Source organism: Verrucosispora sp. ts21 (assembly GCF_002879555.1).
Taxonomy (GTDB): Bacteria; Actinomycetota; Actinomycetes; order Mycobacteriales; family Micromonosporaceae; genus Micromonospora; species Micromonospora gifhornensis.
This window is the reverse complement of sequence record NZ_PNOZ01000021.1, coordinates 59702-84558: the sequence shown is the minus strand read 5'-3', so window position 1 is coordinate 84558 and position 24857 is coordinate 59702. Positions and strand designations below refer to the sequence as shown.

At 71.8% G+C, this 24857-nt stretch carries 23 protein-coding genes and 1 riboswitch; of the genes, 5 read left to right on the top strand and 18 right to left on the bottom strand.

Annotated features, from left to right (window positions below; genetic code table 11):
- Window positions 1-352: 352 nt before the first annotated feature.
- Window positions 353-715, top strand: coding sequence for an STAS domain-containing protein (locus tag C1A38_RS11885; RefSeq protein ID WP_013735292.1), 363 nt, complete (start codon window positions 353-355; stop codon window positions 713-715).
- Between the two features lie 4 nt (window positions 716-719).
- On the opposite strand, the gene surE is transcribed toward C1A38_RS11885, so the two are convergent.
- From surE to C1A38_RS11855, 6 genes are all read right to left on the bottom strand, one after another.
- Window positions 720-1544 carry a 5'/3'-nucleotidase SurE gene (gene surE, locus C1A38_RS11880; protein ID WP_102657898.1) on the bottom strand — a complete coding sequence of 275 codons (825 nt, stop codon included), beginning with the start codon at window positions 1542-1544 and terminating at the stop codon, window positions 720-722.
- Window positions 1541-2521, bottom strand: a complete 981-nt coding sequence (locus C1A38_RS11875; protein ID WP_233196775.1) for a 1-phosphofructokinase family hexose kinase — start codon at window positions 2519-2521, stop codon at window positions 1541-1543. Before C1A38_RS11875 ends, surE begins: the two co-directional genes overlap by 4 nt.
- Window positions 2522-2741: 220 nt before the next feature.
- Window positions 2742-3836: a coiled-coil domain-containing protein gene (locus C1A38_RS11870; protein WP_102657911.1), complete on the bottom strand. Its 1095-nt coding sequence runs from the start codon at window positions 3834-3836 to the stop codon at window positions 2742-2744.
- Between the two features lie 4 nt (window positions 3837-3840).
- Window positions 3841-3974: riboswitch (cyclic di-AMP (ydaO/yuaA leader) on the bottom strand.
- Between the two features lie 151 nt (window positions 3975-4125).
- Window positions 4126-6240, bottom strand: a complete 2115-nt coding sequence (locus tag C1A38_RS11865; protein ID WP_102657897.1) for a HelD family protein — start codon at window positions 6238-6240, stop codon at window positions 4126-4128.
- A 111-nt stretch (window positions 6241-6351) separates the two neighbouring features.
- Window positions 6352-7266 (bottom strand): alpha/beta fold hydrolase, encoded by a 915-nt coding sequence (locus C1A38_RS11860; protein WP_102657910.1) that lies wholly within the window; start codon window positions 7264-7266, stop codon window positions 6352-6354.
- 200 nt (window positions 7267-7466) lie between these two features.
- Complete coding sequence (locus C1A38_RS11855; RefSeq protein WP_102657896.1) at window positions 7467-7796, bottom strand: hypothetical protein; 330 nt, start codon at window positions 7794-7796, stop codon at window positions 7467-7469.
- Between the two features lie 313 nt (window positions 7797-8109).
- Here C1A38_RS11855 and C1A38_RS11850 point away from each other — a divergent pair, with 313 nt between their 5' ends.
- The gene (locus C1A38_RS11850; protein WP_102657895.1) at window positions 8110-8601 is read left to right on the top strand and encodes a DUF3145 domain-containing protein; all 492 of its coding nucleotides are present in this window, start codon (window positions 8110-8112) and stop codon (window positions 8599-8601) included.
- Window positions 8602-8696: 95 nt separating this feature from the next.
- Entirely contained in the window at window positions 8697-10445 is a 1749-nt protein-coding gene (locus C1A38_RS11845) for a glycoside hydrolase family 3 protein (protein WP_102657894.1), read from the top strand.
- A gap of 63 nt (window positions 10446-10508) precedes the next feature.
- On the opposite strand, the gene C1A38_RS11840 is transcribed toward C1A38_RS11845, so the two are convergent.
- The 6 genes from C1A38_RS11840 to C1A38_RS11815 form a co-directional block, all read right to left on the bottom strand.
- Window positions 10509-11159: a lipoprotein gene (locus C1A38_RS11840; protein WP_146017522.1), complete on the bottom strand. Its 651-nt coding sequence runs from the start codon at window positions 11157-11159 to the stop codon at window positions 10509-10511.
- A gap of 145 nt (window positions 11160-11304) precedes the next feature.
- On the bottom strand, window positions 11305-12531 hold the full coding sequence (fabF, locus tag C1A38_RS11835) for a beta-ketoacyl-ACP synthase II (RefSeq protein ID WP_102657892.1): 1227 nt from the start codon (window positions 12529-12531) through the stop codon (window positions 11305-11307).
- Window position 12532: 1 nt separating this feature from the next.
- Window positions 12533-12772 carry an acyl carrier protein gene (locus C1A38_RS11830; protein ID WP_013735281.1) on the bottom strand — a complete coding sequence of 80 codons (240 nt, stop codon included), beginning with the start codon at window positions 12770-12772 and terminating at the stop codon, window positions 12533-12535.
- 84 nt (window positions 12773-12856) lie between these two features.
- The gene (locus C1A38_RS11825) at window positions 12857-13801 is read right to left on the bottom strand and encodes a beta-ketoacyl-ACP synthase III (protein WP_102657891.1); all 945 of its coding nucleotides are present in this window, start codon (window positions 13799-13801) and stop codon (window positions 12857-12859) included.
- On the bottom strand, window positions 13798-14796 hold the full coding sequence (locus C1A38_RS11820; RefSeq protein ID WP_102657890.1) for an ACP S-malonyltransferase: 999 nt from the start codon (window positions 14794-14796) through the stop codon (window positions 13798-13800). Before C1A38_RS11820 ends, C1A38_RS11825 begins: the two co-directional genes overlap by 4 nt.
- A gap of 78 nt (window positions 14797-14874) precedes the next feature.
- Window positions 14875-16158, bottom strand: coding sequence for a PucR family transcriptional regulator (locus C1A38_RS11815; RefSeq protein ID WP_286047499.1), 1284 nt, complete (start codon window positions 16156-16158; stop codon window positions 14875-14877).
- A gap of 131 nt (window positions 16159-16289) precedes the next feature.
- Here C1A38_RS11815 and C1A38_RS11810 point away from each other — a divergent pair, with 131 nt between their 5' ends.
- Entirely contained in the window at window positions 16290-16658 is a 369-nt protein-coding gene (locus C1A38_RS11810) for a hypothetical protein (RefSeq protein WP_102657888.1), read from the top strand.
- 143 nt (window positions 16659-16801) lie between these two features.
- Here the strand turns inward: C1A38_RS11810 and C1A38_RS11805 are convergent, their stop codons facing one another.
- The 4 genes from C1A38_RS11805 to C1A38_RS11790 all read right to left on the bottom strand — a co-directional run bounded on the left by C1A38_RS11805 (window position 16802) and on the right by C1A38_RS11790 (window position 21767).
- Window positions 16802-17452, bottom strand: a complete 651-nt coding sequence (locus C1A38_RS11805; RefSeq protein ID WP_102657887.1) for a hypothetical protein — start codon at window positions 17450-17452, stop codon at window positions 16802-16804.
- A 272-nt stretch (window positions 17453-17724) separates the two neighbouring features.
- Window positions 17725-19134: a glutamate--tRNA ligase gene (gene gltX / locus C1A38_RS11800; RefSeq protein ID WP_102657909.1), complete on the bottom strand. Its 1410-nt coding sequence runs from the start codon at window positions 19132-19134 to the stop codon at window positions 17725-17727.
- 15 nt (window positions 19135-19149) lie between these two features.
- The gene (locus C1A38_RS11795) at window positions 19150-20421 is read right to left on the bottom strand and encodes an MFS transporter (protein WP_102657886.1); all 1272 of its coding nucleotides are present in this window, start codon (window positions 20419-20421) and stop codon (window positions 19150-19152) included.
- Window positions 20418-21767 (bottom strand): GH1 family beta-glucosidase, encoded by a 1350-nt coding sequence (locus C1A38_RS11790; protein WP_233196774.1) that lies wholly within the window; start codon window positions 21765-21767, stop codon window positions 20418-20420. Before C1A38_RS11790 ends, C1A38_RS11795 begins: the two co-directional genes overlap by 4 nt.
- 187 nt (window positions 21768-21954) lie before the next feature.
- On the opposite strand from C1A38_RS11790, the gene C1A38_RS11785 reads away from it, so the two are divergent.
- A complete protein-coding gene (locus C1A38_RS11785) occupies window positions 21955-22401 on the top strand; it encodes an SRPBCC family protein (protein ID WP_013735272.1) in 447 nt (148 codons plus the stop codon).
- 86 nt (window positions 22402-22487) lie between these two features.
- On the opposite strand, the gene C1A38_RS11780 is transcribed toward C1A38_RS11785, so the two are convergent.
- A complete protein-coding gene (locus C1A38_RS11780; RefSeq protein WP_102657884.1) occupies window positions 22488-23414 on the bottom strand; it encodes a DUF8832 domain-containing protein in 927 nt (308 codons plus the stop codon).
- Window positions 23411-24700: a choice-of-anchor B family protein gene (locus tag C1A38_RS11775; protein ID WP_102657883.1), complete on the bottom strand. Its 1290-nt coding sequence runs from the start codon at window positions 24698-24700 to the stop codon at window positions 23411-23413. The genes C1A38_RS11780 and C1A38_RS11775 overlap by 4 nt, the downstream gene beginning before the upstream one ends.
- Window positions 24701-24857: the final 157 nt, after the last annotated feature.

The window sequence follows — 24857 nt, the reverse complement described above, 5'->3', positions numbered from 1 at the left end:
GTCCTCTCATCGATTCGGTAAGTGGTGATGCTAGGCACATTCCGGCACTGACCGCAGCCCGGCTACCAGCGGAGCCGGCCTCGGGGCGGACGCCTCGCCGCGCTGGATATCGAAACCGCTGGCATCGGCCCGCTACCCTGGTTCGGCGGCGTGGGCTGGCTCGCGGTGTGGAATTGCGGCCAGCGCGTCGAGTGATAGGACATGAAAAGTCCGGACAAGGGCGACTTGGCACGCCCCTGTCCGCGAATTGCTCATCCCGAGGGGTGGCGACCGAGGCCGTTGGAGGAATACTCTCGGTCGCGGCCCGCGTACTGATGAGGCGCCCGTCGTACGGGCGAGTGGAGGTGCTCGCGTGAGCCTGTCGATCCTGCAGACGGTTCGGCCTGGTGGTGTCATCGAGATCGCCCCGCGAGGGGAGATCGACGTCGACACCGCGTACGAAGTGAAAGAGGCCATCGCCGAGGTGCTGGCCAAGGGCCGGCCGGCCCGGATCGAGCTCAACATGCGGCTGGTCACCTTCATCGACTCGGTAGGCATCAGCGCGATGGTCGCCGGATTCCAGACTGCCGAGGTCAGTGGCGTGAAACTGGTCGTGACCGAGCCGAGCCGGTTCGTGCACCGGCAACTCTGGGTGACCGGCCTGCTCGGCCTGTTCGGCGCCCCCGAGCCGTACTACGCGGGGGCTGCCACACCCGAGGTCCTTCCGGGGGCCTGACTCCTCATCCGGCGTCGAGGCCGGACAGATCAATATCGGTCGCCTCGGTGACGGCCCGAATCGCCGTCACCGAGGCGTAACCCTCGGCGAGCAGGGCCAGGTCGGTAGCGGGCTGCACCGCCTGACCGGGCTCCTCCAGCGACGTGCGGACGAAACCGTGACCGGATTCGGCGACCGTCATCTGCACCTGGCCGAAGGTGGCCAGCGCGCCTCGGCGTACCCCGCGAAGCCGCTCGTACGGCAGATCCGGCGCGTTGACGTTGAGCACGCTCGCCACCGGCCCGGTGGGTAGCCTGGGCAGCAGGTCCAGCGCGACCCGGGCAGCGGTCGACCAGTGCCGGTCGGCGTCGCGTACCCGGGCGGCGGCGGCCACCGCCGCACCGCCGCTGGCCGCGGTGGCCTCACCGGCCGACAGGACGTCCAGGGACACCGCCATCGCCGGACAGCCGTTCGCGGCGGCGGTGAACGCGGCACCCACGGTGCCGGAGTGCAGCACCGCGCGACCGGCGTTGGCGCCACGATTGATTCCGGACAGCAGCACCTGCGGCGGTGGCCCGAAAGCGCCGTGCACGGCGATGAGCGCGATGAAGCCGGGAGACCCGCCGACCGCGAAGGCGGGCGTACCGTCCAGGTCCGGCAGCGGGTGCTCGTGGACCACCACCCGGCCGTCCTGCTCGATCGCGCTCATCGCGGCGCTGGTGCCGCTGGCCTCCTCCAGCGGGGCGGCCACCACCACGTCCAGGCCCCGGTCGACGGCGGCCCGGGCCAGCGCGTGGATGCCGGGGGCGGCGATCCCGTCGTCGTTGGTGATCAGTACCCGCAGCGTCATCGCCCGCCCGCCCGGTGGGCCAACTCGTCGGGGGTCGTGCGGTGCTGCGGGCGGATGCTCGCCGGCTCCAGCTGCACCCGCTCCACCAGGCCGGTGATCGAGTCGACCCGGCCGGTGCCCAGCCCGTGGCGCGTGACGTTCAGCGCGCCGGCCGCCGCGCCGGTACGGATGGCGGTGCGGACGTCGCCGCCCTGGGCGACCACGGCGGCCACCCCGGCGGTCATCGAGTCGCCCGCGCCACGCGGGTCGGCCGCTTCCAACTGGGGCATCTGGACCTCGAACACCTCGCCGTCGACCAGGGCCAGCGCCGGCTTCTCGGCCCGACTGACCACCACGTTCTCCGCACCGGCGGTATGCAGGTCGTACATGGCGCGGGTGAGCTGTTCCTCGTCGTCGTCGGCGGCTCGGCCGTCCGCGATCAGCTCCTCGTGGCTGACCTTGAGGAAGAACACGCCGCTCTCCACGACCGCCGTCAGGTGCTCGCCACTGAGGTCCACCACCACCCGGCTGCCGTTGGCGCCGAGGTCGGCGGCGAAGCGCCGGTACAGGTCGGCGGGCACCAGTGACGGGTCGTTCGGGCCGCTGAGCACGCACACCTCCGCGCGCAGCCCTTCGCTGAGGGCGAGGTTGTACAACTCGTCCAGTTCGTGTCGGCTCAACGGCTGGCCGGGCACGTCGACGATCTCCCGCCGGGTGCCCCCGCGACGGTCGTGCACGTACCCGCCGCTGCCGCCGGAGTCGCGGTTCACCACCTTGAGGTCCACTCCCTCGCCGACCAGCAGCGGCGCCAGGACCTCCCCGATCTCGCCGCCGAGCGCCGTGCAGAGCACCACGTCGACACCGAGCGACAGCACCATCCGGGCCTGCCAGACGCCCTGTCCGCCGGGGTGCAGGTGCAGCTCCGGTACGTCACTGGGCTGGTCGACGGTGACGGTCAGCAGCGGTGTGGGCGCGAAGACCATGACGTGCCCGGTCACCGGTCCCACCCGCAGGCGCCGGACCGGGTGAACCGCGTGGTGGGTTGTCTCATGCGCGTTGCGCCCCCTCGTGGCGAAATGTCCACTTCCGTCTTAGACGGTAACCAAGGTGGCGGATCCGCGCGCGTCGACCGGCGGGCGAGGGTGGCCGTTTCGCGGGTGCGGGCACGATGCGACGACGCCGGGTGGAAGTCCCACCCGGCGTCGTCGTGTGAACGGGTCAGTACACCGACAGGTGCACGTGGTTGGTGTGGTCGCTGGACGGGTCGCCGCGACCGCCGCTGTACGCCTTCCAGCCGCTGCTGGGCAGCCAGATCTGCTTGTACCAGATCACGTAGAGCACGGCGAGCCGGTCGGCGTTGTTGACGAAGTACGCCGCCAGGTTGTTGCCGTACGTCCGGTCGCCGCCCGTGGCGACTCCGCCGAAGCCGTTCTTCTGCGCGGCGAAGTCACAGGCCCGGCCCTTGGGGTGCTCGCCCGAGCCGCCCGAGCGGTAGCAGGAGACGTACCTGGTGAAGCCGGCCGCCTTGGCCTGCTTGAGCGCGTGCAGCGTGCGCGGGGTGATGCAGCCGTTGGCCGGGGTCGGGTCGTTGACACTGCACGACTCCGAGGGCCACGAGCCGTCCGAGTTGCGGGGCGCGGGCTTGGCCGTCGGGCTGGAACCGCCACCACGGTTCGGGGTGCGGGCGGCGCGTTCGGCGGCCTGGGCGCGTTCGGCCGCCTCCGCCCGCTCGTTGGCCACGGTCAGCGCCCGCTCGGCCTGGTCCTTGCGCTTGGCCATCACCGCGACCTGCTTGCGCTGCTCCTGGACCTCCACGTCCAGCGCCTGCTTGGTCCTGCTGACCTCGTCACGGGTGGCCCGCAGCTCACCGAGGGCGCGTTCCTCGTTGGCGGCCACCGCGTCCAGCGCCGCCGCCCGGTCCATGAAGCCGGCCGGAGAGCCGCTGTTGAGCAGCGCCGACGCCGCGCCGAGCCGGCCGCTGCGGTACGCCTGTGCGGCGATCTCGGCGACCTTGGCACCGCGTTCGGTGAGCTGGCTCTCGGTGGCGGTGAGCTGTGCGGCCAGTTGCTTCTGTCGCTTGACCGAACGGTCCAGCGCGGCCTTGGCGTCGAGGTAGCCCTTGCTGGCCGCCTCCAGTTGGGCGCGCAGCGCCGGGGTGCCCCCCTCGTCGCCGACGTCGCCGGGAGCCGCCGCCCGTAACCCGTGCGCCGCGGCCGGGCCGGGAACGAGCGCGACGCCTACGGCGAGAGCGAGCGCCGCGCAGATCAGGGCCGCCGTTCGGGCGGCCGGTTTCACGGTTGCCACTGCTGGCATGCACATGTCCTTCCGTCAGCCGCCGACCGGGTTAGCTGACGGGTTCGGGACGGAAGATCCCTACCGCGCGTGCGCGGATGCACCCCAGGAACATGGTTCCCCGGCTCGCCCCTGCGGGCGATTAGGCGGCGACCACCGCCGGCACCGGTGGGTGCCGCCTGGCGGAGGCCGGGTCCGAGCCTACCGGTGCTGCTGTGACCCGTGCAGCCGGTGTGACCCGTGGTGTTCGTCCGGTCACCAGGAAATCGGACGAAAGTATCATCCGTGGCAGATATCGGTAGGCCCGGTCTCAGTCGGCTACATCGACAGTGGTCAACCGCTGGGTGGCTCGGGACAGCGCGACGTAGAGCGTCCGCACGCCGGAATCGGGCACCGCGCGGATCTCACTCGGCGCGACGAGCACCACCGCGTCATACTCCATGCCCTTGGCCTCCAGGCTCGTCACCACCTGCAGGCGGTCGCCGCCGAGGCCATCGAGCCATCCCGCCACCTCGTCGCGCCACGGCACCGGAGTGATCACCCCGACGGTGCCCTCGACCTCGCCGAGCAGGGTGCCCGCGGCCGACACCACGCTCGTCGTCAACTCGGCGGCCGGCACCACGAGTTGCACCGGGTCGACTCCGGTGGAGCGGACCGCCGTGGGCAGCGGAAGATCCGGGTACACCCGGCGGATCTCGTCGGCCGCCACCGCGAAGATCTCCGCCGAGTTGCGGTAGTTGGTGGTGAGGGTGAACCGGTGCCGCGGCCGCCGACCCAGGGCCTGCTCCCGAGCGCGATTCAGCTCCTGCGGATCTCCCGTCCAGGCGGTCTGCGCCGGGTCACCGACCACGGTCCACGAGGCCAACCGGCCCCGCCGGCCGATCATCCGCCACTGCATCGGCGAGACGTCCTGCGACTCGTCGACCACCACGTGGGCGTAGTCCCGGTAATCCTCCGGACGCTCGCGGGCGGCCTGTCGGGCAGCCCGCTGCCGGTCGGCGAAGGTGCTCAGCTCCCGTACGCCGCCGGCCAGCTGGAACGGATCCCGCTTGGCTCGGGCCGGGCGTACCGGCTTACCGAGCAACGTGTCCAGCTCGTCGAGCAGCGCGGCGTCGGCGACCGTCGGGCCGTCCGTGGCCAGCCCTCGGTAGGCCTCGCCCAGCAGCCGGATCTCGGCCCCGGACAGGATGCCGCCGGCGTAGCGGCGCAGTCGCTCGTGGTCGGCCAGCCAGCCGAGCACGTGCCGGGGATGCAGCCGGGGCCACCAGGCCTTGAGGAACTCTCGGAAGTCGCTACGGTCGATCAACTCGTCCTCGAAGGCGCGCTGCTCGGGCAGGCCGGCGATGCCCAACCGGCGGGCCTGGGCCCAGAGCGCGGCGAGGACGCCGTCGAAGCCGGCCCGGCGTACCTCGTTGCGGCGGGCGCCACGGGGCAGCGCACGGTTCCAGACCGTGTTCAGCTCGGCCCGCTCCAACCGCAGCAGCTGTCCCCGGTAGAGCAGCCGCAACTCGGTGGGGGAACCCGGCGCGGTGTCCCGCACGGCACGTTCCAGGACCCGCCGCATCCGCAACGATCCCTTGATCGCGGCCACCCGGGGCGGGTCGGTGCGGGTGGCGACCAGGCCGGGGAAGATGCTGCCCAGCGACTGCAGGGTGGCATTGTCCTCGCCCAACGACGGCAGCACCGAGGCGATGTAGGAGACGAAGACCGAGGAGGGGCCGACGACCAGGATGCCGCCTCCGGCGTACCGGCTCCGGTCGGCGTAGAGCAGATAGGCGGCACGGTGCAGGGCCACCGCCGTCTTGCCGGTGCCGGGGCCGCCGGAGACGAGCGTCACCCCGGAACTGGGGGAGCGGATCGCCTCGTCCTGCTCACGCTGGATGGTCGCGACGATGTCGCGCATGCCCCGGCCGGTGGTGCGGGACAGGGTCGCCAGCAGCGCGCCGTCGCCCACCACCGGCATGTCCGGCGGTGCGGCTTCCGGGTCGAGCAGGTCGTCCTCGATCCGGGTGACCCGTTCCCCGCTGGACTGGATCGTGCGTCGGCGTACCACGCCGAGCGGCTCGGCGGGAGTGGCCTGGTAGAACGCGGCGGCGGCGGGGGCCCGCCAGTCGACCACCAGGGTGCTGGCGTCCTCGTCGCGGATGCCGAGCCGCCCGACGTAGATCACCTGGCCGTCCCGCAGGTCGAGTCGGCCGAAGACCAGCCCTTCGTACTCGGCGTCGAACAGGTGACGTCGCTGCGCGGCGTGGAAGACCATCGCGTCGCGTTCGACGAGTGCCCCGAAGTTGCCGACCCGGGCCAGCCGGTAGCCGTCCCGTTCGGCGCGGACCGCCCCGCGCCGCAGCTCGGCCAGTCGCGCGTACACCCGGTCGAGATGCCGTTGCTCGACGGCGATCTCCTGATCCAGGGTGCTCTGATCCACCGCTCGTGCTCCTCGTCCCGCCGCCCGGCCAACCGCACGAGATTACGCCCCGCCGTCCACGTGCAAGGAAGGGCACCTTGTTAACGCGTCAGGTAGAGCAGGGGTCCCTTGTTAACAGTCGCGGACGGGGCTGGTGTCGAGGACCCGGCGCAGCACGCCGGAGAGTGCGCCGTTGACCTCCTCGGCGCGTTCCATCATCAGCATGTGGCCGGCGCCGGGGCACACCACCAGGTCGGTGGCCGGCAACGCCTCGGCGATCGACTCCGCGCACGGCGGTGGGGTGAGCCGGTCCCGGTCCCCGACCAGGGCGGCCGCCGGCAGATGGGCCAACGCGGCGAGCGTCTCCAACCGGTGCTGGGCGCCGATCGACGCCCGGAACCCGCCGATCGAGCGCAGCGAGGCGCGAGCCACCGCCGAGGTGACCAGGCGGATGTCCGCCGGATCGCAGCGCTCACCGAAGAGCATCCAGCGGATGCTGGGCTGCAGCGCCCGCAGCAGGGCCCGGGGCGGACGCCACGAGCCGCAGCGGGCCAACACCCCGGCCCCGGTGGTCTCGGCCAACCGGATGATCCGGGCGATCCGCGGCGAAAGGCCGTAGACGGTGTGCGTGTGTCCCTCGGCGGTGGTGGAGACGAAGAGCAGTCCGGCCGTACGGTGCGCGAAGTGCTCGGGGTGGCGGTGGGCGTATTCCATGATCGTCATGCCGCCCATCGAGTGGCCGACGAGCACCACCCGGCCACCGGAGGAGACGGTGTCCAGCACGGCGGCCAGATCATCGCCGAGTTGGGCGAGGGTGGCCGTGGGCAGCGACATGCAACTGGACCGGCCGTGCCCGCGCGCGTCGTAGGTGACCACCCGCACCGACGGATACGTCTCGTGCAGCGCCGCCACCTGCCGGTGCCAGCTGCGCCCGTCAAGCGTCCAGCCGTGCAACAGCACCACGGTGACCTCGGCGTCCGCCGGTCCGCTGGCTTCCACATGCAGGCGTACGTCGTCAGGAAGTCGTACCTCGACCTGCTCCGGCATCGCCACCTCCCCATGGCCGCGCGAATGCGTGACACCGGGGATACCCGGTGGTAACACCGGCTACCCGCCATGACACCACGAGAACCGCGATGTTGAGAAGATTCCGGTTTGGTCCTTCTGCTCGGCCGACCGGGCCGGAGACGACGAAACGCCCGCCGGGAAGACCCGACGGGCGTTTCGTGGTGGTACGTGAGGCTGGCTCAGCCCTCGAAGACGCCGGCCTCGACCAGGCGCTTCTCGGCGGCGTCCCAGCCGTCGCCCGGGTGGGCGGCGTTGAGGCTGCTGATCTCCGCTCGGATCTTGGCGGCGTGGCCGGCAGCGGCCAGCACCCGGATCTCCTCGACGAAGGCCTCGGAGTCGGTGCGCAGGTGCACGGTCTTGCCGTTGGTGAGGTTCCGCACGTAGGCGTGCTTGCCGCCGTTGAGCGGGATCAGGTACTTGAACTCACCCAGCACGCTGAGGGCGCCACCCTGGCCAGCCTGGCCGGCCCGGACTGACGCGCGCGCGGTCTTAGAGGTGTTGCTCGCCACGGAGGTACTCCTTGCAAGACGTACGGAGGACGGAACGTCCGGGGGCTGTTGCGGGGCGGCACCCGGTGGGAGGCCCCGCGAGAGGCTTACGCGGCACAGGCCGCCGATGGAACTGTACACGACCCACGATCCCGGCTGGTCATCGTGGTGTCACGAGGTGGAACGGCGGTCACCTGTCCGGGTATTCCGACCGGCGGATTTTCCGATTCCCTGGCGCACCATCCGTCCCACGAGTCATCATGTGTGACAACAACGCACCCGGAATCGGTCGAGGTCGTAGGGGAAGACGCACCTCGCTCTCCGGGAGGTCACCGTGCCAACGCGTGGCGTCGTATACGTCCATTCGACCCCGCTCGCCGTGTGCTCACACGTCGAGTGGGCGATCGCGCGCGTCCTTGCCGCGCCGGTCAACCTGCAATGGACCGCCCAACCCGTCGATCCCAGCGCCCGCCGGGCCGAATGCGGCTGGTCCGGTCGCGCCGGGACGGGCGCCGAACTGGCTGCTGCCCTCCGGCAGTGGCCCATGATCCGTTTCGAGGTCACCGAGGAGCCCAGTCCGGGCGCCGACGGTGAACGCTTCATGTATGTCCCCGGTCGCGGGCTGTTCCGGGCCACCGTGGGCGCGGCCGGGGACATCCAGCTCGGCGAGGACCGGCTGCGCAGCATCATGGCCGCCGCGCGGGCACCCGAGGCCCTCGCACACGCTCTGGACAAGGCGCTCGGCAGCGCCTGGGACGCCGAACTGGAGCCGTACCGCTACGCCGGGGACGGCGCGCCGGTGACGCTGCTCACCAGGGTCGGCTGAACGTCGCCGACCGCCCGGGATCTCCGTCCGGGCGGTCGGGGGCGTCGCCCGGTCGCCACCGGACCAAGTTGCTCGATACGCGGTGAGCTGGTGGGATGGGCCGCGTGTCGACTACCCCTCGGCGTGTCGCCGCCGTGCTCGTCGCCGTGACCATGCTGCTCGCCTCCGGTTGCTCCCAGCCAGGGCAGCGTCCCGGCTCGGACCCGGCGTCCGGCTCGACGTCACCGTCCGCGCCGGCGGGACCGCAGCCCTCGTCGAGCGCCACGACGGACGACCCGGCCACCCGGGCCGCCGCCCTGGTCGCCGAACTCGGCGACGAGGACCTGGTCGGCCAGGTGCTCATGCCCTACGCGTACGGCGACCGGGCGACCCAGGTGTCGGCCGGTTCGGCAGCCGGAAACCGGGCCCTCGCCGGAGTGGACACCCCGGCAGAAATGATCGAGAAGTACCGGCTCGGTGGACTGATCCTGGTCGGCTTCAGCGCCGACGACCCCACCCAGGGCAACCAGCCGACCACGAACGTCGACAACCCGAAGCAGGTCCGCGAGTTGACCACCGGGCTGCGCGAGGCCGCCGGGAAGCTGGCCGCAGGTTCGGCACCCCTGCTCATCGGCACCGACCAGGAGTACGGGGTGGTCACCCGGGTCACCGAGGGGGTGACCCTGCTGCCCAGCGCCCTGGCCGCCGGAGCCGCCGGTGATCCCGCGCTGACCGAGGCGGCCTGGCGGGCCGCCGGCACCGAACTGGCCGCCATGGGCATCAACGTCGACTTCGCGCCGGTCGCCGACGTGCTGGTCACCCGCAGCGCGGTCATCGGGTCCCGGTCCTTCGGCGCGGACTCGCAGCGCGCCGGGCAGCAGGTCGGCGGGGCGGTACGCGGACTGCAGGCCGCCGGGGTGGCGGCCACCGTCAAGCACTTCCCCGGACACGGGCACAGCGCCGACGACTCCCACCAGGACCTGCCCGTGCTCAGCCAGTCCCGCAAGAAACTGGCGGCGCAGGCCTGGCCGCCGTTCACCGCCGGCATCGAGGCCGGTGCGCTGGCCGTGATGTCCGCCCACCTCGACGTGCGGGCGGTCGACCCCGGCGTGCCGGCGACCTTCTCGTACAAGCTGCTCACCGAGGTGCTGCGCGGCGAACTCGGCTTCCAGGGCGTGGTGGTCACCGACGGCATGAACATGCCACCGGCGCGCCGCTGGGGGCCGGGGGAGGCCGCGGTACGCGCCCTGAAGGCCGGCAACGACCTGATCCTGATGCCGCCGAACGTGAGCCAGGCGTACGACGGGGTGCTGGCGGCGTTGCGGGACGGCTCGTTGCCCCGGACCCGACTGGTGGAGGCGGTCACCCGGGTGCTGACCATGAAGTTCACCCTGGCCGACGCGCCGACGCCGGAGCTGTCCGCGCTGGCCACCCCGGAGCACCGGGCGGCGGCACGCGCGTTGGCCGCCGCCGCGGTGACCGTGCTGCGTGGCCGGTGCGACGAGGTGGCGGTCCGGGGACCGGTCACCGTCACCTCCTCCGACGGGCGGGCGCACACCCGGGCCGCGTTGACCGAGGCGTTGACCGAGGCCGGGGTGCGGGTGGTGGCCGACGGCGGCACGATCGTGCACCTGGTCGGGTACGGCGACCGCGCCGGGGACCTGCGGGCCGACGCGGCGATCACGGTCGCCATGGACACCCCGTACGTGCTGGGTCAGGCGAAGTCGGCCACCCTGCTGGCCACGTACTCGTCGAGCCGGGCCTCGATGGAGGCGCTCGCCGACGTGCTGGCCGGCAAGGCCACTGCGCCGGGGCGTTCTCCGGTCAAGGTTTCCGGGCTGTCCGCCACCACCTGCGCCGGCTGACGCCACGGTCAGCACGGGCACCGGCGGCGGTCAGGGCGCGGGTGGTCAGGGCACCAGCGGCGGTCAGGGCGTTGCGGTCAGCGTGTCGCGGGCCAGCCGGTACGCGGGCAGCAGGTCGAGCGGGTCACCGAAGCTGGTGCTGCTGACCTCCAACAGCACCGTCGCCTCGCCGACCCGGACCGCCAGCGCCCACTCCCGGATGTCCTCGTCGCGCAACTCCCGATAGCTCAACCAACTCGCCTCGATCACGTCGAGGTCGCCGACGCGGGTCTGACGGTACTGCGGATCGGTCGCCTTCTGCCCGGCGGCGACGAACGCCTCCAGCGTCTGCCGGGCCGGGACGTCCGCGTCGTCGGCCGTCCACACCCGCAGGAACCCCGACGCGACCGCGCGGCCGTCCGCCTCGCAGCGCGCGGTCGTGCCGCCGCGTCGGGTCAACGCCTCGGCCACGGCAGCGGCCACCTCGTCGTCGGGGTCCGGGGTCTTGATCTCACTTACCCGCCACCCGTCGGCCAGTCCGAACGTCACAGGCAGCGGACAGGGGGCACCGGCACCTACCGTTTCGCTCGCCGTGGCCGCGGTCACCTCGTCATGCCACGGCGCACCCGTCGCGCCACCGCCGGGCTGCTCGCCGGTGTCGGTCTGCGCACCACCGCCGCAGCCGGCGAGCAACCCGATGGCCAGTGCCGCCAGCGCGAACCGGGATCGTCGCACGATGCCCACTCCCAGTTGTTGATCTATCGGAGCGCTCAGCAAAGCGAAACCGGGGGTCGCCGTCAAGTCGACGAGCGCTGCGCCCGACCAACACGAAACCCCTGCCGTCGCCACGACAGCGACGGCAGGGGTGACGGTCGGACGGTCAGACGCGGGTGAAGACCAGCGCCACGTTGTGACCGCCGAAGCCGAACGAGTTGTTCAGCGCGGCCTCGATCGACATCTCGCGGGCCTTGTTGGTGACCACGTCGAGATCGAGACTGTCGTCCGGATCGTCCAGGTTGATCGTCGGCGGCACCACGCCGTCGCGGATCGCGAGGATCGTCGCGATCGACTCCAGCGCACCGGCGGCACCGAGCAGGTGCCCGGACATGGACTTGGTCGCGGTCAGCACCGGGTGGTCGCCAAGCGCCTGGTGCAGTGCCTTGATCTCGGCCAGGTCACCCACCGGCGTCGACGTGGCGTGCGCGTTGACGTGCATGATGTCCGATTTGGCGACGTCCGCGTCGGCGATCGCCTTCTCGATGGCCCGGATCGCCCCCGCACCCTCCGGGTGGGGCTGGACGATGTCGTAGCCGTCGGAGGTGATGCCGGAACCGGCCAGCCGGGCGTACACCCGGGCACCTCGGGCGGCGGCGTGCTCGGCGCGTTCCAGCACCACGATGCCGGCACCCTCACCGAGGACGAACCCGTCCCGACCCTTGTCCCACGGCCGCGACGCCCGCTGCGGCTCGTCGTTGCGGGTCGACATGGCCCGCATCGAGGCGAACCCGGCGATCGGCAGCGGGTGGATGACCGCCTCGGTGCCGCCGGCCACCACCACGTCGGCGCGGCCGGACCGGATCATGTCCAGACCCAGCGCGATCGCCTCCGCGCCGGTGGCACAGGCACTGGCCACCGAGTGCACACCCGCCTGGGCGCCGAGTTCCAGGCCCACCCAGGCGGCCGGGCCGTTGGGCATCAGCATCGGCACGGTGTGCGGGGATACCCGGCGAGGGCCGGAGGCCTCCAGGATGTCGTCCTGGGCGAGCAGGGTGACTGCGCCGCCGATGCCGGAGCCGATGCTGACACCGACCCGTTCCCCGTCGGGCCGGGAGTCGGCCAGGCCGGCGTCCGCCCAGGCCTGGTGGGCGGCGATCAGGGCGATCGCCTCGGAACGGTCCAGCCGGCGCAGCTTCACCCGGTCCAGCACGGTGGCCGGGTCGACCGCGAGCTGGGCGGCGATGCGGACCGGCAGCTGCTCGGCCCACTCCTGGGTGAGAGCACTCACCCCGGAGCGGCCGTTGAGCATGGCGTCCCAGGTCGACGCGACGTCCCCGCCCAGCGGGGTGGTCGCGCCGAGCCCGGTGACGACGACGTCGGATCGAGTCATATCAGGACTGCGCCTCGATGTAGCTGACGGCGTCCCCGACGGTCTTGAGGTTCTGCACCTCGTTGTCCGGGATCTTGACGCCGAACTTCTCCTCGGCCGCCACCACGACCTCCACCATGGAAAGGGAGTCGACGTCCAGGTCGTCGGTGAAGGACTTCCCCTCGGCCACGTCGTCCGGGCTCACCCCGGCAACCTCTTCGAGGATCTCGGCGAGGCCGGCGGTGATCTCGTCACGGGTCATTGCGGTGGGTTCCTCTCATCGGGTTTCTCTCGGCGGCGGCGACGCCACCGCCTTGCTCCTCGGCGACGACGCGCCGAGGGGGTATCAGGGGCAGCGGACGACCTGACCGGCGTAGGTCAGGCCGCCGCCGAAGCCGAACAGCAGCACCGGCGCGCCCGAGGGCACCTCACGGCGCTCGACCAGCTTGGACAGGGCCAGCGGGATGCTGGCCGCGGAGGTGTTGCCGGACTCGACGAGGTCCTTGGCGATGATCGCCTGCGGGATGTTCAACCGCTTGGCGATGCCGTCGATGATCCGGGTGTTGGCCTGGTGCGGCACGAAGGCGGCCAGCTCGGACGGGTCGACCCCGGCCCGCTCGCACGCCTGCAACGCCAGGGGCGCCAGCGCCGTGGTGGCCCAGCGGAACACCGTCTGGCCCTCCTGGGCGACGTACGGACGCCAGCCCTCGATGCGTACCGCGTCGCCCCGCTCGGGCACCGAACCCCAGACCACCGGGCCCACGCCGGGCGCTTCGTCGGCGGCGGTGGCGGTGACCACCGCGGCACCCGCGCCGTCACCGAAGATGATGCAGGTGGAGCGGTCGGTCCAGTCGGTGAACTCGGAGAGCTTCTCGGCACCGATCACGATGGCGTTGCGGCTGGCACCGGCGCGAATCGCATGGTCGACCGTGCCGAGCGCGTACGCGAAACCGGAGCAGGCGGTGTTGACGTCGAACGCACCGGGGGCGCTGATGCCCAGCTTGGCGGCGACCCGGCAGGCCACGTTCGGGCTGCGGTCCACCGAGGTGCAGGTCGCGACGACGACCAGGTCGATGTCGGCGGCGGTCAGGCCGGAGTTCGCCAGGGCCTTGTCGGCGGCGGCAGCGGCCATGTCGGCGACGGTCTCGTCACCGGCGATGCGCCGGCTGACGATGCCGACCCGGTCGCGGATCCACTCGTCGTTGGTGTCCACCAGTTGGGCGATGTCGTCGTTGGTCACCACCCGGGACGGCTGGTAGTGGCCTAGCGAGAGGATCCTGCTGCCGCTCATGCCGAGCTCTCCCTGCGGTCGGTCTCGTCGCGAGACTCGTTCGAATCGAGCCGGCTGCCCGGCTCCTGGCGGGCGGTCGTGCCGTGCCGGGCGATCAGGTCGCGGGCGGCGGGCAGGTCGTCCGGGGTGTTCAGGGTGACGATCTCCGGGGCGCCACTGCCCCTGAGTTCCCGCTTCACCAGGCCGGCGAGCGTGCCGGCGGGCGGCAGTTCGATCACCGCGGTCACCCCGCGCTCGGCGAGCGTGGCCATGCAGAGGTCCCACCGGACCGGGGCGGTGACCTGACGAACCAGCCGTTGCAGGACCTCCCGGCCGTCCTCGACCGGCGCGCCGTCAAGGTTGGACAACAGGATCCGGGTCGGGTCGTCCGGGGTGATTCCGTCCGCCACCGAGGCCAGCGCGGCCTCCGCCGGGGCCATGTACGGGGTGTGGAACGCGCCGGCCACCTGGAGGCGGATGATCCGGGTCCGGGCCGGTGGCTCGGCGGCGAGCTTCTCCAGGCCGGCGACCGCACCGGCGGCCACGATCTGGCCACTGCCGTTGCGGTTCGCGGCGTGCAGACCGTGCCCGTTGATCACGGCGACCACCTCGTCCGGGTCGCCACCGAGCACGGCGGCCATGCCGGTCGGCTCCAGCGCGCAGGCCGCGGCCATCTCCCGACCGCGTACGCCGGCCAGGGTGATCGCCGCCTCGGTCGACAGGGTGCCGGCCAGTGCCGCCGCGCCGAGTTCGCCGACGCTGTGCCCGGCGGTGAGGGCCACCTCGGTCAGCGGCAACTGCTCGGCGGCGAGCAGGGCGGCGGCCACCAGCAGCGGCTGGGTGCGGGCCGTGTCCCGGATCTCGTCGGCGTCGGCCTTGGTGCCCAGGTGCACCAGATCGACATCGGCAAGTGCCGACCAGCTGCGCAGCCGGGCTTCAACGCCGGTCAGGTCGAGCCAGGGAGTGAGGAAGCCGGGTTTCTGTGAACCCTGGCCGGGGCAGAGTACGGCGAGCACGTGTATGACTCTCCCGGATTGCCACGGGTTGCGCTGTGCCGACTGCCACCAAACCGCACTAGGACGTTTGGAGGAATCCTACAAAGATTGGCGATGATCGTCACTTGCCTGTGATCTTTTACCGGTGGGTGGGGGCAATGTCTGGGTCGGCACCACCGGGTCCAGCCGACCCACCGTGAGCGCGACACGCAGGGCGAAGGCGTCCCGCGGCATCAGCGGGCTGAATCCGGTGACATCGGAGATCCGCCGCAACCGGTAACGCACCGTGTTCGGGTGCACGTACAACGCCCGGGCGGCGCTCTCCAGCGTCCCGCCCGCCGCGAAGAACGCGTCAAGCGTCTCCAGCAGCTCACCGCCGGCCCGCGCCAGCGTCGCGTACACGTCGTGCCGCAGCCGCCGACGGGCCTCCGCGTCACCGGCCAGCGCCCGTTCCGGCAGCAGGTCGCCGGCGTGGACCGGGCGGGGCGCGGTGGGCCAGGCCGGTGCCGCGCGGTAGCCGGCCAGCGCCGCCCGCGCCGACTCGGTGGCCTCGTCCAGGCTCGGCACCGCCGGGCCGACCACCACCGGCCCCGGACCGAACGCGGTGAGCAGCTTGCCGGTGGCCGCCACCGGCTCGGCCGCCCCGCCGAGCACGATCACCAGCCGGTCGCCGTGTACGCCGCCGATCACCTCCACGCCGATGCGCCGCGCCTGGCGGTACACGTTGTGCAGGACGGCGGCGACCTCACCGCCCGGGGAGGTGCCCACCGCCACCGCCACCGGCGGCGCGTCCGTCCAGCCGAGGGCCGCGGCGCGGCTGGCCAGCACGTCCGGGGAGTCACCACGCAGCAGCGCGTCCACCAGCAGGGCCTGCAACCGCGCGTCCCACGAGCCGCGGGACTCCGCCGCCCGCGCGTAGACCCGGGCGGCGGCGAAGGCGATCTCCCGGGAGAAGCGCAGCACCGCGTCGCGCAACTGCGGCTCCTCGCCCGGGGCGGCGAGATCGCTGACCTGCTCCTCGACCACGTCGATGGTGACCTTGATCAGCGCGACGGTCTGCTGGAGGGTGATCGAGCGGGCCAGTGCCTGGGGCGCGGTGGCGAAGACCTCGTCGGAGACTTCCTGGGTGCCCTCAGCGGCACCACCGCCCGAGCAGAGCCACTGCACCAGGGAGCGGACGCCGGCCTGAGCCACCAACATCACCCAGGAACGCTGGTCGGCCGGCAACTCCCGGAACCAGGGCAGCGTCTCGTCCATCCGGGCCACGCTGGCGGTGGCCAGGGTGCCGGCCGCGCGTTCGATCCGGCGCAGCGTGGCCGACAGTTCCGTCCCGCCCGATCCGCTCACCCGCCTAGCCTGACATGCCCTGAACTGGACCTTCACGGCAGCCGTCCGGTCCCATCCCTGACCTCGACCGGGTACGCGGTGCGTGGCGCGTCAGTACCGGCCAGTACCGTGTCAGGACACGTCGGGTGGGCACCGGCGGGTGAGGGCGAGAGCGTGAGGAGAAGCCGATGGCGCAGGGGGACGCCGAATACGGCTGCGCCCAGGACGAGCCGAGCCGACCGGGCGCTCACGAACAGCCGGCCACCGCCAAGCACCATCACCACCGGCGGCCGACCGGCCTCAGCCAACCGGCCGACGCGCATGCCGGCTGGGCGCCGGAGCGTGGCGACGAGGAGCCGGCGGTCACGCGACCCGGCCCGACCGAGCCGGCGGTGCCCCGGCAGCGGGCGGCCGAACCGCCGGTCGAGCCGGTCGAGCCGGATGCCTCCGGCTGCCGCAGCGAGCAGCCCGGCTGGGCCGGCGCACACCGGCATGGCCCGGTACGCCCGGCTCGCCGCGCCACCCGGCGGGAGCGCCCACCGCGACGCTGGTGCTGAGCGCCCGACGACGGTGCTGACACCCGGCGATGATGCTGAGCGCCCGGCGATGGTGAGCGCCCGACGATGGTGCTGAGCGCTCCGACGATCAACGCCCGGCCGGGCCGGGCGTTGATCGCGTGGGGGAGCGGTTGAGCTGACAGTCAGCGGGTTCGGCGGCGGATCAGCAGGGCGATCCCGGCGAGCCCGAGGGTGATCACGACGACCACCGCGACGTTGAGCAGCAGGAGGCGACGCAGTTCCCCGAAGGCCTCGTTGATGTCCTGCGCCGGGTTGAGCGCGTCCTCCGGGATGATCCGTTCGCCGCCGCCGATGCCGCCGCTGACCGCCTCGTACGTGCGCTCCAGCGGTACGCCGGCGGTGCGCAGCGTCTCGGACATGGTGACGCGGCCGAGGAACCAGGCCGCCGTGGTCTTGCGCGAGTCCGGCTGCTTGGCCGGCCGGAAGACCCGGGGCCCGCCCACGGCATTCGGGTAGAGGTCGTAGGTCTGCTTGGGAACGTCGCCGGCGAGCACCACGACTGTGTACTTCGGACCGAGGTTCGCCTTCTTCGGGCTGCCCGACTGGCGTACCAACACCTTGGCGCTGACCTGGTCGACCATGGCCTTGACCTGCTCGGGATGCTGCTCGGCGCGCAGTCGCAACGGTTCGGCGAGGCCGTGCCCGGTGATGTCCACCCCGGCCGGCGGCGCCTTCGGCGCCGCCTTCGCCGGTTCCGCCACGGTGAGGGACAGCAGCATGGCCGCCAACCCGCCCAACCCCACTACGGCCAGTCGCCTCATCCGTCGGACCATGCCGCCTCCTCGCCCCGTTCGATGGTGGCTCTGCTGCAGGAGTCACGTGCCGGAAGCTGACGGCGGTGACCGTGCCCGCAGGACGGGTACCCACCTAAAGACTCCGCCGAACGTCGATCGGTTGCAGCCGGTGGAACACTAATTGGAACTATCTGCGATCTCGACTCGGCACGATAGCGGTCGTCATGCAGTGGGCGGATCTTACCTGTGCCGGGGCCGGTGATGCAGGCAGGATAACCTGCCGTCGCAACCCGGGTGGGTGTCGGTGGCGCCTAGACGAGGCGTAGGAGGGCGGCGCGCAGCCGGGTCAGCGTGCGCTCGGGGCCGAGCACCTCCAGCGACTCGAACAGCGGCAGGCCGACGGTGCGGCCGGTGACCGCGACCCGTACCGGCGCCTGGGCCTTGCCGAGCTTGAGTCCACGTTCGGCACCGACCGCCTCCAGGGTGGCCTTGAGCGTCTGCGCGTCCCAGGAGTCGACCGCCTCGAAGGCGGCGATCGTCGCCTCCAGCAGCTCGGCCGAACCCTCCTTCATGGCCTTCGTCCAGGCCGCCTCGTCGATCAGGGGCGTCGCCACGAACAGGAAGTCGACGTTCGGCACGATCTCGCTGAGCACCGCGATCCGGGTCTGGGCCAGCGGCGCCACCGCGGCGAACACCGCCGGATCGAACTCCTCGGGCTGCCACGGCGGCGGCGCGATGGTGCCGGTGCCGGTCAGCCACGGCCGGCAGGCCTCGACGAACTCCTCGACCGGCAGCGCCCGGATGTACTCGCCGTTGAACGCGCGCAGCTTCTTCTCGTCGAAGAACGCCGGTGACGGGTTCACCTCGGACAGGCGGAACTCGTCCTCGATCACCGACCAGGGCACGATCTCCCGGTCGCCGGAGGGCGCCCAACCCAGCAGCATCAGGTAGTTGCGCATGGCGGCGGCGAGGTAGCCCTCGTCCCGGTACGCCTCCAGGGCGACCTTGTCGCGGCGTTTGGACAGCTTCTGCCGCTTCTCGTTGACCACCACCGGCACGTGCGCCCAGACCGGCGGCTTGACGCCGAGGGCGTCCCAGAGCAGCTGCTGCTTCGGGGTGTTGGGCAGGTGCTCCTCGGCCCGGATCACGTGGGTGATCCCCATGGTCATGTCGTCCACGACGTTGGCCAGCAGGAACACCGGCGAGCCGTCGCCCCGGGCGATGACGAAGTCCTCGATGAGCTTGTTCTCGAAGGTCGGCTCGCCGCGGATCAGGTCGACGACCACCGTGGTGCCCTCGTCCGGGGTGCGGAACCGCAGCGCCCGGCCCTCGCCCGGCGGCAGACCCCGGTCGCGGCAGAAGCCGTCGTAGCCGGTGTACTGGTTACCGGTGCGGGCCTGCACCGCCTCGCGGGTGCAGTCGCAGTAGTACGCCCGGCCCGAGTCGTGGAGCCGGGCGGCGGCGGCGCGGTGCTCCTGCGCGTACGAGGACTGGAAGTAGGGGCCCTCGTAGCTGTCCCGGGAGATGCCGATCCAGTCCAACGCCGACAGGATGCCCTCGGTCCACTCGGGCTTGTTGCGCGCCGCGTCGGTGTCCTCGATGCGCAGCACGAACACCCCGCCCTGCTGTTTGGCGTAGATCCAGTTCTGCAGTGCCGAGCGGGCACCGCCGACGTGGAACATACCGGTCGGGGATGGGGCGAAGCGCACACGTACCGTCACGACCACAGCCTACCGTCAGGGCACCGAGCGGATCTTCAGCACCAGCACGCTGCCGATGACGGTCACCGCGGCCGTGGTCGCGTACAGCGCCGGGTAGCCGCCCAGGTACACGACGATCGGGGCGGCGATGGCCGGGCCGAGCACCTGCGGCGCCGAGTTGGCGATGTTGATCACGCCGAGGTCCTTGGCCCGGTCGGTGGCCCTCGGCAGCACCTGCGTGATCAGGGCGGCGTCCACCGACAGGTACACGCCGTAACCGGCGCCGAGCAGCAGCGCGGCGACGATCGCCATCGGCCAGGTGGGCGCGGCGGCCAGCAGCAGCGCCGCCACCGCCATCACCATCCCGGCGGCGATCACGAAGACCTTCCGTCTGCCGGAGCGGTCCGACAGCCGGCCGGCGATCACCGTGGTGGCCATCAGCCCGGCGGTGTAGAGCAGGATCAGCACCAGCAGGCCGGTGTCGGGGTCGGTCAGCCGTACCTCGTCGGTGAGGAAGTAGAGCAGGTAGAGGGTGCCGAAGGCGTTGCCGAGCTGGACCAGGAACCGGGTGATCCAGGCCCAGCCGAAGTCGGGGTGGCGACGCGGCGACACCCGCATGCCGGCCAGCATGCCGCGCAGCGCCGGCCGGTGCGTACGCGGCAGCGGGTCGTCGGTGGTGCGCAGCGCGAACGGCACCGCGAGCAGCACCACGGCCGCGGCGATCGCGTAATAGCCCGCGGCGTTGCCGGTGACCACGGCGGTGACCAGCACCACGCCGAGCACCAGCCCGAGCGCCTGCGGGATGCCGACCCAGCCGGAGACGCCGCCCCGCTGCGCCACCGGCACCCGGTCCGGCACGGCGGCGGTCAGGCTGGCCAGCATCGCGTTGAAGCACACCTGCGCGGCGACCCAGCCGACAGTGACCGCGGCGACGGTACGCGCCTGGGCGAGCAGCACCAGCGCCAGCGCACCGACCAGCGCGCCACCGACGGTCCAGACGTGCCGGCGACCGAGTTCCCAGCGTCCGAGCCGCAGGCAGGTCCGGTCCGACAGCGCTCCGGCGAGCGGGTTGGCCAGCACCGCGGCCAGCGCGCCCACCCCGGTGACCACCGCCAGCATGGTCTCCTTGTCCGTCGGCGCGATCTGCTCGATCTGCTGCGGCAGCAGCACCTGGATCGGGGTGAAGAACGCCATCCAGACGCCGAGGTTCGCGGCGAACAGCAGCGCGATCCAGCCTCGCCGTACCGGCACCGTCGGCTCGGCGAGCGCCGCCGGCAGCGAGGCCGGCGTCGGGTCGACGGTGGTCACCGTCCGGTGTCCCGCCGGGCCGTCGCGATGACCTCGCGCAGCCAGGCGTACGACGACTTCGGGGTACGCCGCCCGGTGGGGTAGTCGACGTGCACCAGGCCGAAGCGCTTGGTGAAGCCCTCGGCCCACTCCCAGTTGTCCAGCAGCGACCAGACGAAGTAGCCGGTGACGTCGACCCCGTCGTCGATCGCGGCGCGTACCGCCCGCAGGTGGGCGTCGAGGTAGGCGATCCGGTCCGGGTCGTGCACCCGGCCGTCGGCGTCGGGCTCGTCGTCGTAGGCGCAGCCGCTCTCGGTGATCTGGACGGGTGGCAGGTCGGCGCCGTAGCGGGCGTGCAGCCAGCCGAGCAGTTCGCGCAGCCCGTCCGGGGCCACCGGCCAGTCGAAGGCGGTACGCGGGTAGCCGTCGAGCGGCACCAGCTCGAACGGCAGCGGCGAGCCCTCCTCGGGTGCCCGTACGCCTGTGGGGTTGTAGTAGTTGACGCCCAGCACGTCGATCGGCGCGGCGATCACGTCGAGGTCGCCGTCGCGCACGACGCTCTGGTCGAAGCCCAGTTCGGTCGGGTAGCGGCGGCCGAACAGCGGGTCGGTGAACAGCTGGTTGTGCAGCGCCTCATACGCCGCGACGGCGGCCGGGTCGGCCGGGCCGTCACCGGCGGCGCGTACGGGGGAGTAGTTGTTGGCGATGGCGACCGGGCCGGCGGTCCGGGCGCGCAGCGCGGCGACCGCGAGACCGTGGCCGAGCAGTTGGTGGTGGGCGACCGGGAAGGCGTCGAAGAGCAGGGCCCGGCCGGGCGCGTGTTCGCCGGTGCCGTGGCCGAGGCTCATGTGGATGAACGGCTCGTTGAGGGTGATCCAGAGTTTGACCCGGTCGCCGAGGCGCTCGGCCACCAGGTCGGCGTACTCGGCGAAGCGGTGTGCGGTGTCCCGGTTGAGCCATCCGCCGTCGTCCTCCAACGGCTGGGGCAGGTCCCAGTGGAACAGCGTGGCGACCGGGTGGATGCCGTGCTCGAGCAGCCCGTCGACAAGCCGTTCGTAGAAGTCCAGCCCAGCGGGGTTGACCGCGCCGCTGCCGGTCGGTCGCACCCGGGGCCAGGCCACCGAGAACCGGTACGCGGTCACTCCCAGCTCGGCCATCAGGGCGATGTCCTCGGCGTAGCGGTGGTAGTGGTCGCAGGCGACGTCGCCGCTGCTGCCGTCGACGATCCGCCCGGGGGAGCGCGCGAAGCTGTCCCAGATGGACGCTCCGCGGCCGTCGACGTCGGCGGCACCCTCGATCTGGTACGCCGACGTGGAGACGCCGAAGCGGAATCCGGCGGGGAAGCTGGGCATAGCTGCGGTCGACATGCGCCCTCCCGGAGAAATGCGAAACGTGTTCGGGACTCTAGGGTGCGCAGGGGCTCGGGTCTATAGGCCGATGTGTATGGAAAAGCAATACCTTTCGGCGTGTCTTTTGCGAACACGTCCACATACGTCCGATTTGCTGCATAGAGTGCGGATATCGTGGGATGTCCTCACTGGAGGAAGACGGATAATGATCCTCGTGGAACGCAGCGCGCACGTGGCGGCGCCGGTCGAAGCGGTCTGGGATGTGGTACAGCGGGCCGAGCAGTTGCCCGCCTGGCTGGCCGGCGTCCGTGCGGCCGAGGTGCTCTCAGGAGAGGGCTTCGGCAGACGGCAACTGGTCCAGGCCGGACGCGGCGCCGCGCACGAAGCCGAGGTGATCGCCTACCAGGAACCGACGCTGATCGGCTGGCGGGAACGCGCGAAGGGCGCCGGTGCCCGAGCGGAGGCGCGCACCGAGATTTACGTCCAGCTCACTCCCGACGAGGAGGAGGGCGGCACGATCGTGCGGCTGATCGTCGTACGCTGGCCGGCCGGCCCGGTGAAGGCCGCCCTGCTGCGACTCGGCCTGCGTCGGGTCGGCGCCGATCTGGAGGACTCGCTGGCCCGGCTGACCGATCTGGCCGCCGTCGGCTGACCGGCCACGTCCTGGCGTCACCCGCGACGGTGGCGGCCCCGGTGTCCCGTCCAGAGGCACCCGGGCCGCCACCGCTTTCGCGACGCTCACACCACCACGGTGAACGCGGCGACGCGTACCTCGTCGAGATGCCGGAACTCGAAGAACAGCCGGTAGGTGCCGGCCGACGGCACGGTGATCCCGAACGCCACCACCGAGCTGGGTTGGCTTGCCGCCGCCGGATGCACGTGCAGGTACGCCAGGTCACCCTGGCGCAGCGCCACCAGGTGCCCGTACGCGCCCAGGTGCAGTTGCAGGTCGTTGACCGGCTGCCCGTCGCGGCCGAGCCAGACCAGCACCTGGTTGGACTCGCCGGCCCGCAGGCCGCCGTCCAGGGTGACCGTGTAGCCGTCCACCAGCACGGTCTCCTCGGGTGGGGCGAGTTCCTCGGCCGCGTACCGACCCGGAACCGGCAGGTCGATGCCGAGCGTGGTGCCCGCCGCCGCCCCCGTCGGCCAGAAGTCGGCGATCGCCCGTAGCGGGCCGGGCGCGGCCGGGGTGATCGTGACCCGCCAGCTGCCGTCCGGCGACATCTCCGGATGCACGTGCTGATACCCGCCGAGGTCGCGGCCGACCAGGATCAGGTGCAACTGCCGGTCGTGGACCACCTGGAAATCGGTGAGCGCCGCCCCGGCCGGGTCGGTGATCCGGAAGACCAGCTCACCCGGCGTGCCGGCGCGCAGCCTCGCCTGGTCCACGGTCAGCGTCCAGCCGTCCCGGGAGACCTCCAGCCCGCCGGGCCCGTGATTGGCGTGGGCCAGCGCCCCGGCCGCCGCCGGTCGTGCCGGGCCGGTCGTCCCGCCGGCCCGGCCCGCGAAGAAGCCGACCGTCAGGGTCAGGCCGAGCACCAGGACGGCGGCGGCGTAGCGACCGGCCCGACCCACCGATGCGCCGTCGGGGCCGGGGCGCCCCGGCTGGGACGCCCCGTCCACGATCTCGGCGAGGGTCGCCGGCCGCTGGTCGGTCGAGGTCACGACAACCGGGGCTGCAACACGAACAACCCCTGCTCGATACCGCTGACCACGACGATGCCGCTGGGGTAGTAGGGATAGACGCTCCACGCGCCGTTCATCGACGCGCTGTTGCTCGACGGGTAGATGTCGAAGAAGCCGGCCTCGGTGGCCCGGCCGCTTGACACGTTCGTCAGGTCCAGGATGCGCAGCCCGGCCCGGTAGTTGGCCTGGTAGCTGTACCTGCCCTTGACGTACTGGTTGTGGTCGGTGGCGGCGACCCCGCTCGGCGCGCTGTAGGTGCCGATGTGCCGGGGAGCGTCCAGGTCGGCCAGGTCCCAGATGTACGTCTGGGTGTTCACCCCGCGCCGGGTCTCGTCCAACTCGTCGTCCAGCAGGAAGTACCGCTGGTCCTCGGTGAACCACCCCTGGTGGGTGTACGCCCGACCGGTGTAGCCGATGCGGGCCAGCTGCCGGGGCGACGACTTGCTCGTCACGTCGACGATTGTCACCGTGTCCTCGTTGGAGCTGACACAGATCTCCCGACCGGAGTACGCGGTGTCCGGCCCCCGGTAGACGACGCACTGGGTGTCGTGGGTGTAGCCGTCGTTGCTGACGCAGCCCGCCGAGACTGGTGACTTCGGGGTCCGGATGTCGATCATGTGCAGGCCGCCGCTGCACGTGTTGGTGCCCACCGCGTACGCGTACCCGGTCTGCTCGTTGATCGCGATGTTGTGCGAGTTGCCGAAGCGGCTGTAGTGGACATCAGCCGTCCAGGTCTGCGGGCTCGTCACCCCACGCAGCCGGGTGAGGTCGAAGACCTGCATGCCGTGACCGGAGACGTCCGCCACCACGTACGCGTGGTCGCGGTAGACCTTGATGTCCCGCCAGACCGCCGTGCGGTTCTGGTACGCGGGCAGGTTGCCCAGGTAGACCGGGGCGCTCGGGTTGGACACGTCCACGAAGGAGGTGCCGTTGCGGCGGCCGACAAGCGCGTACTCCTTGCGGGTCTGCGGGTCGGTCCAGCCCCAGATGTCGTTGGCCTGGCTGCCGCCGATGCTGGACAGCGGCATGAACGACAGCAGGTCCACGTTGCGGCACGGGTAGCCGGCTGCCTGACCGTTTGTGCAGGCGGTCGCGGCCTGGGCGGCCATCTGCTGGGTGGGTTCACGCTGGGCCATGAACTCCTGGGCCGAGGCCCGCCCGGCGGGGGTCGCGGGATCGTGGGCCACCGAAGGCGAGCCGGGCCCGAGCATCGACACCACCAGGGCGCCGACGGCCAGAGCCAGGCCGATCCGGACAGGTCGCATGTGTACTCCCTCCCGTCGCGCCCGGCCGTCGACGGCGTCCGGGCCGGCGGTGGGACGGCGCGACGGGATAGTCCACCCAACCGACCCAGTGCCCGCAAGGAGCTGACGCCTATCGACCATTCTGAATGAATCGTGTTACAGGCAACAGCATCGGCCA

Coding starts and splice junctions, on each gene's coding strand:
- surE (WP_102657898.1), bottom strand. CDS start 1,544: ATGACGCTGCGGGTACTGATCACCAACGACGACGGGATCGCCGCCCCC.
- C1A38_RS11870 (WP_102657911.1), bottom strand. CDS start 3,836: ATGCCAGCAGTGGCAACCGTGAAACCGGCCGCCCGAACGGCGGCCCTG.
- C1A38_RS11860 (WP_102657910.1), bottom strand. CDS start 7,266: ATGCCGGAGCAGGTCGAGGTACGACTTCCTGACGACGTACGCCTGCAT.
- C1A38_RS11845 (WP_102657894.1), top strand. CDS start 8,697: ATGGGCCGCGTGTCGACTACCCCTCGGCGTGTCGCCGCCGTGCTCGTC.
- fabF (WP_102657892.1), bottom strand. CDS start 12,531: ATGACTCGATCCGACGTCGTCGTCACCGGGCTCGGCGCGACCACCCCG.
- C1A38_RS11830 (WP_013735281.1), bottom strand. CDS start 12,772: ATGACCCGTGACGAGATCACCGCCGGCCTCGCCGAGATCCTCGAAGAG.
- C1A38_RS11825 (WP_102657891.1), bottom strand. CDS start 13,801: ATGAGCGGCAGCAGGATCCTCTCGCTAGGCCACTACCAGCCGTCCCGG.
- C1A38_RS11810 (WP_102657888.1), top strand. CDS start 16,290: ATGGCGCAGGGGGACGCCGAATACGGCTGCGCCCAGGACGAGCCGAGC.
- C1A38_RS11805 (WP_102657887.1), bottom strand. CDS start 17,452: ATGGTCCGACGGATGAGGCGACTGGCCGTAGTGGGGTTGGGCGGGTTG.
- C1A38_RS11790 (WP_233196774.1), bottom strand. CDS start 21,767: ATGTCGACCGCAGCTATGCCCAGCTTCCCCGCCGGATTCCGCTTCGGC.
- C1A38_RS11785 (WP_013735272.1), top strand. CDS start 21,955: ATGATCCTCGTGGAACGCAGCGCGCACGTGGCGGCGCCGGTCGAAGCG.
- C1A38_RS11775 (WP_102657883.1), bottom strand. CDS start 24,700: ATGCGACCTGTCCGGATCGGCCTGGCTCTGGCCGTCGGCGCCCTGGTG.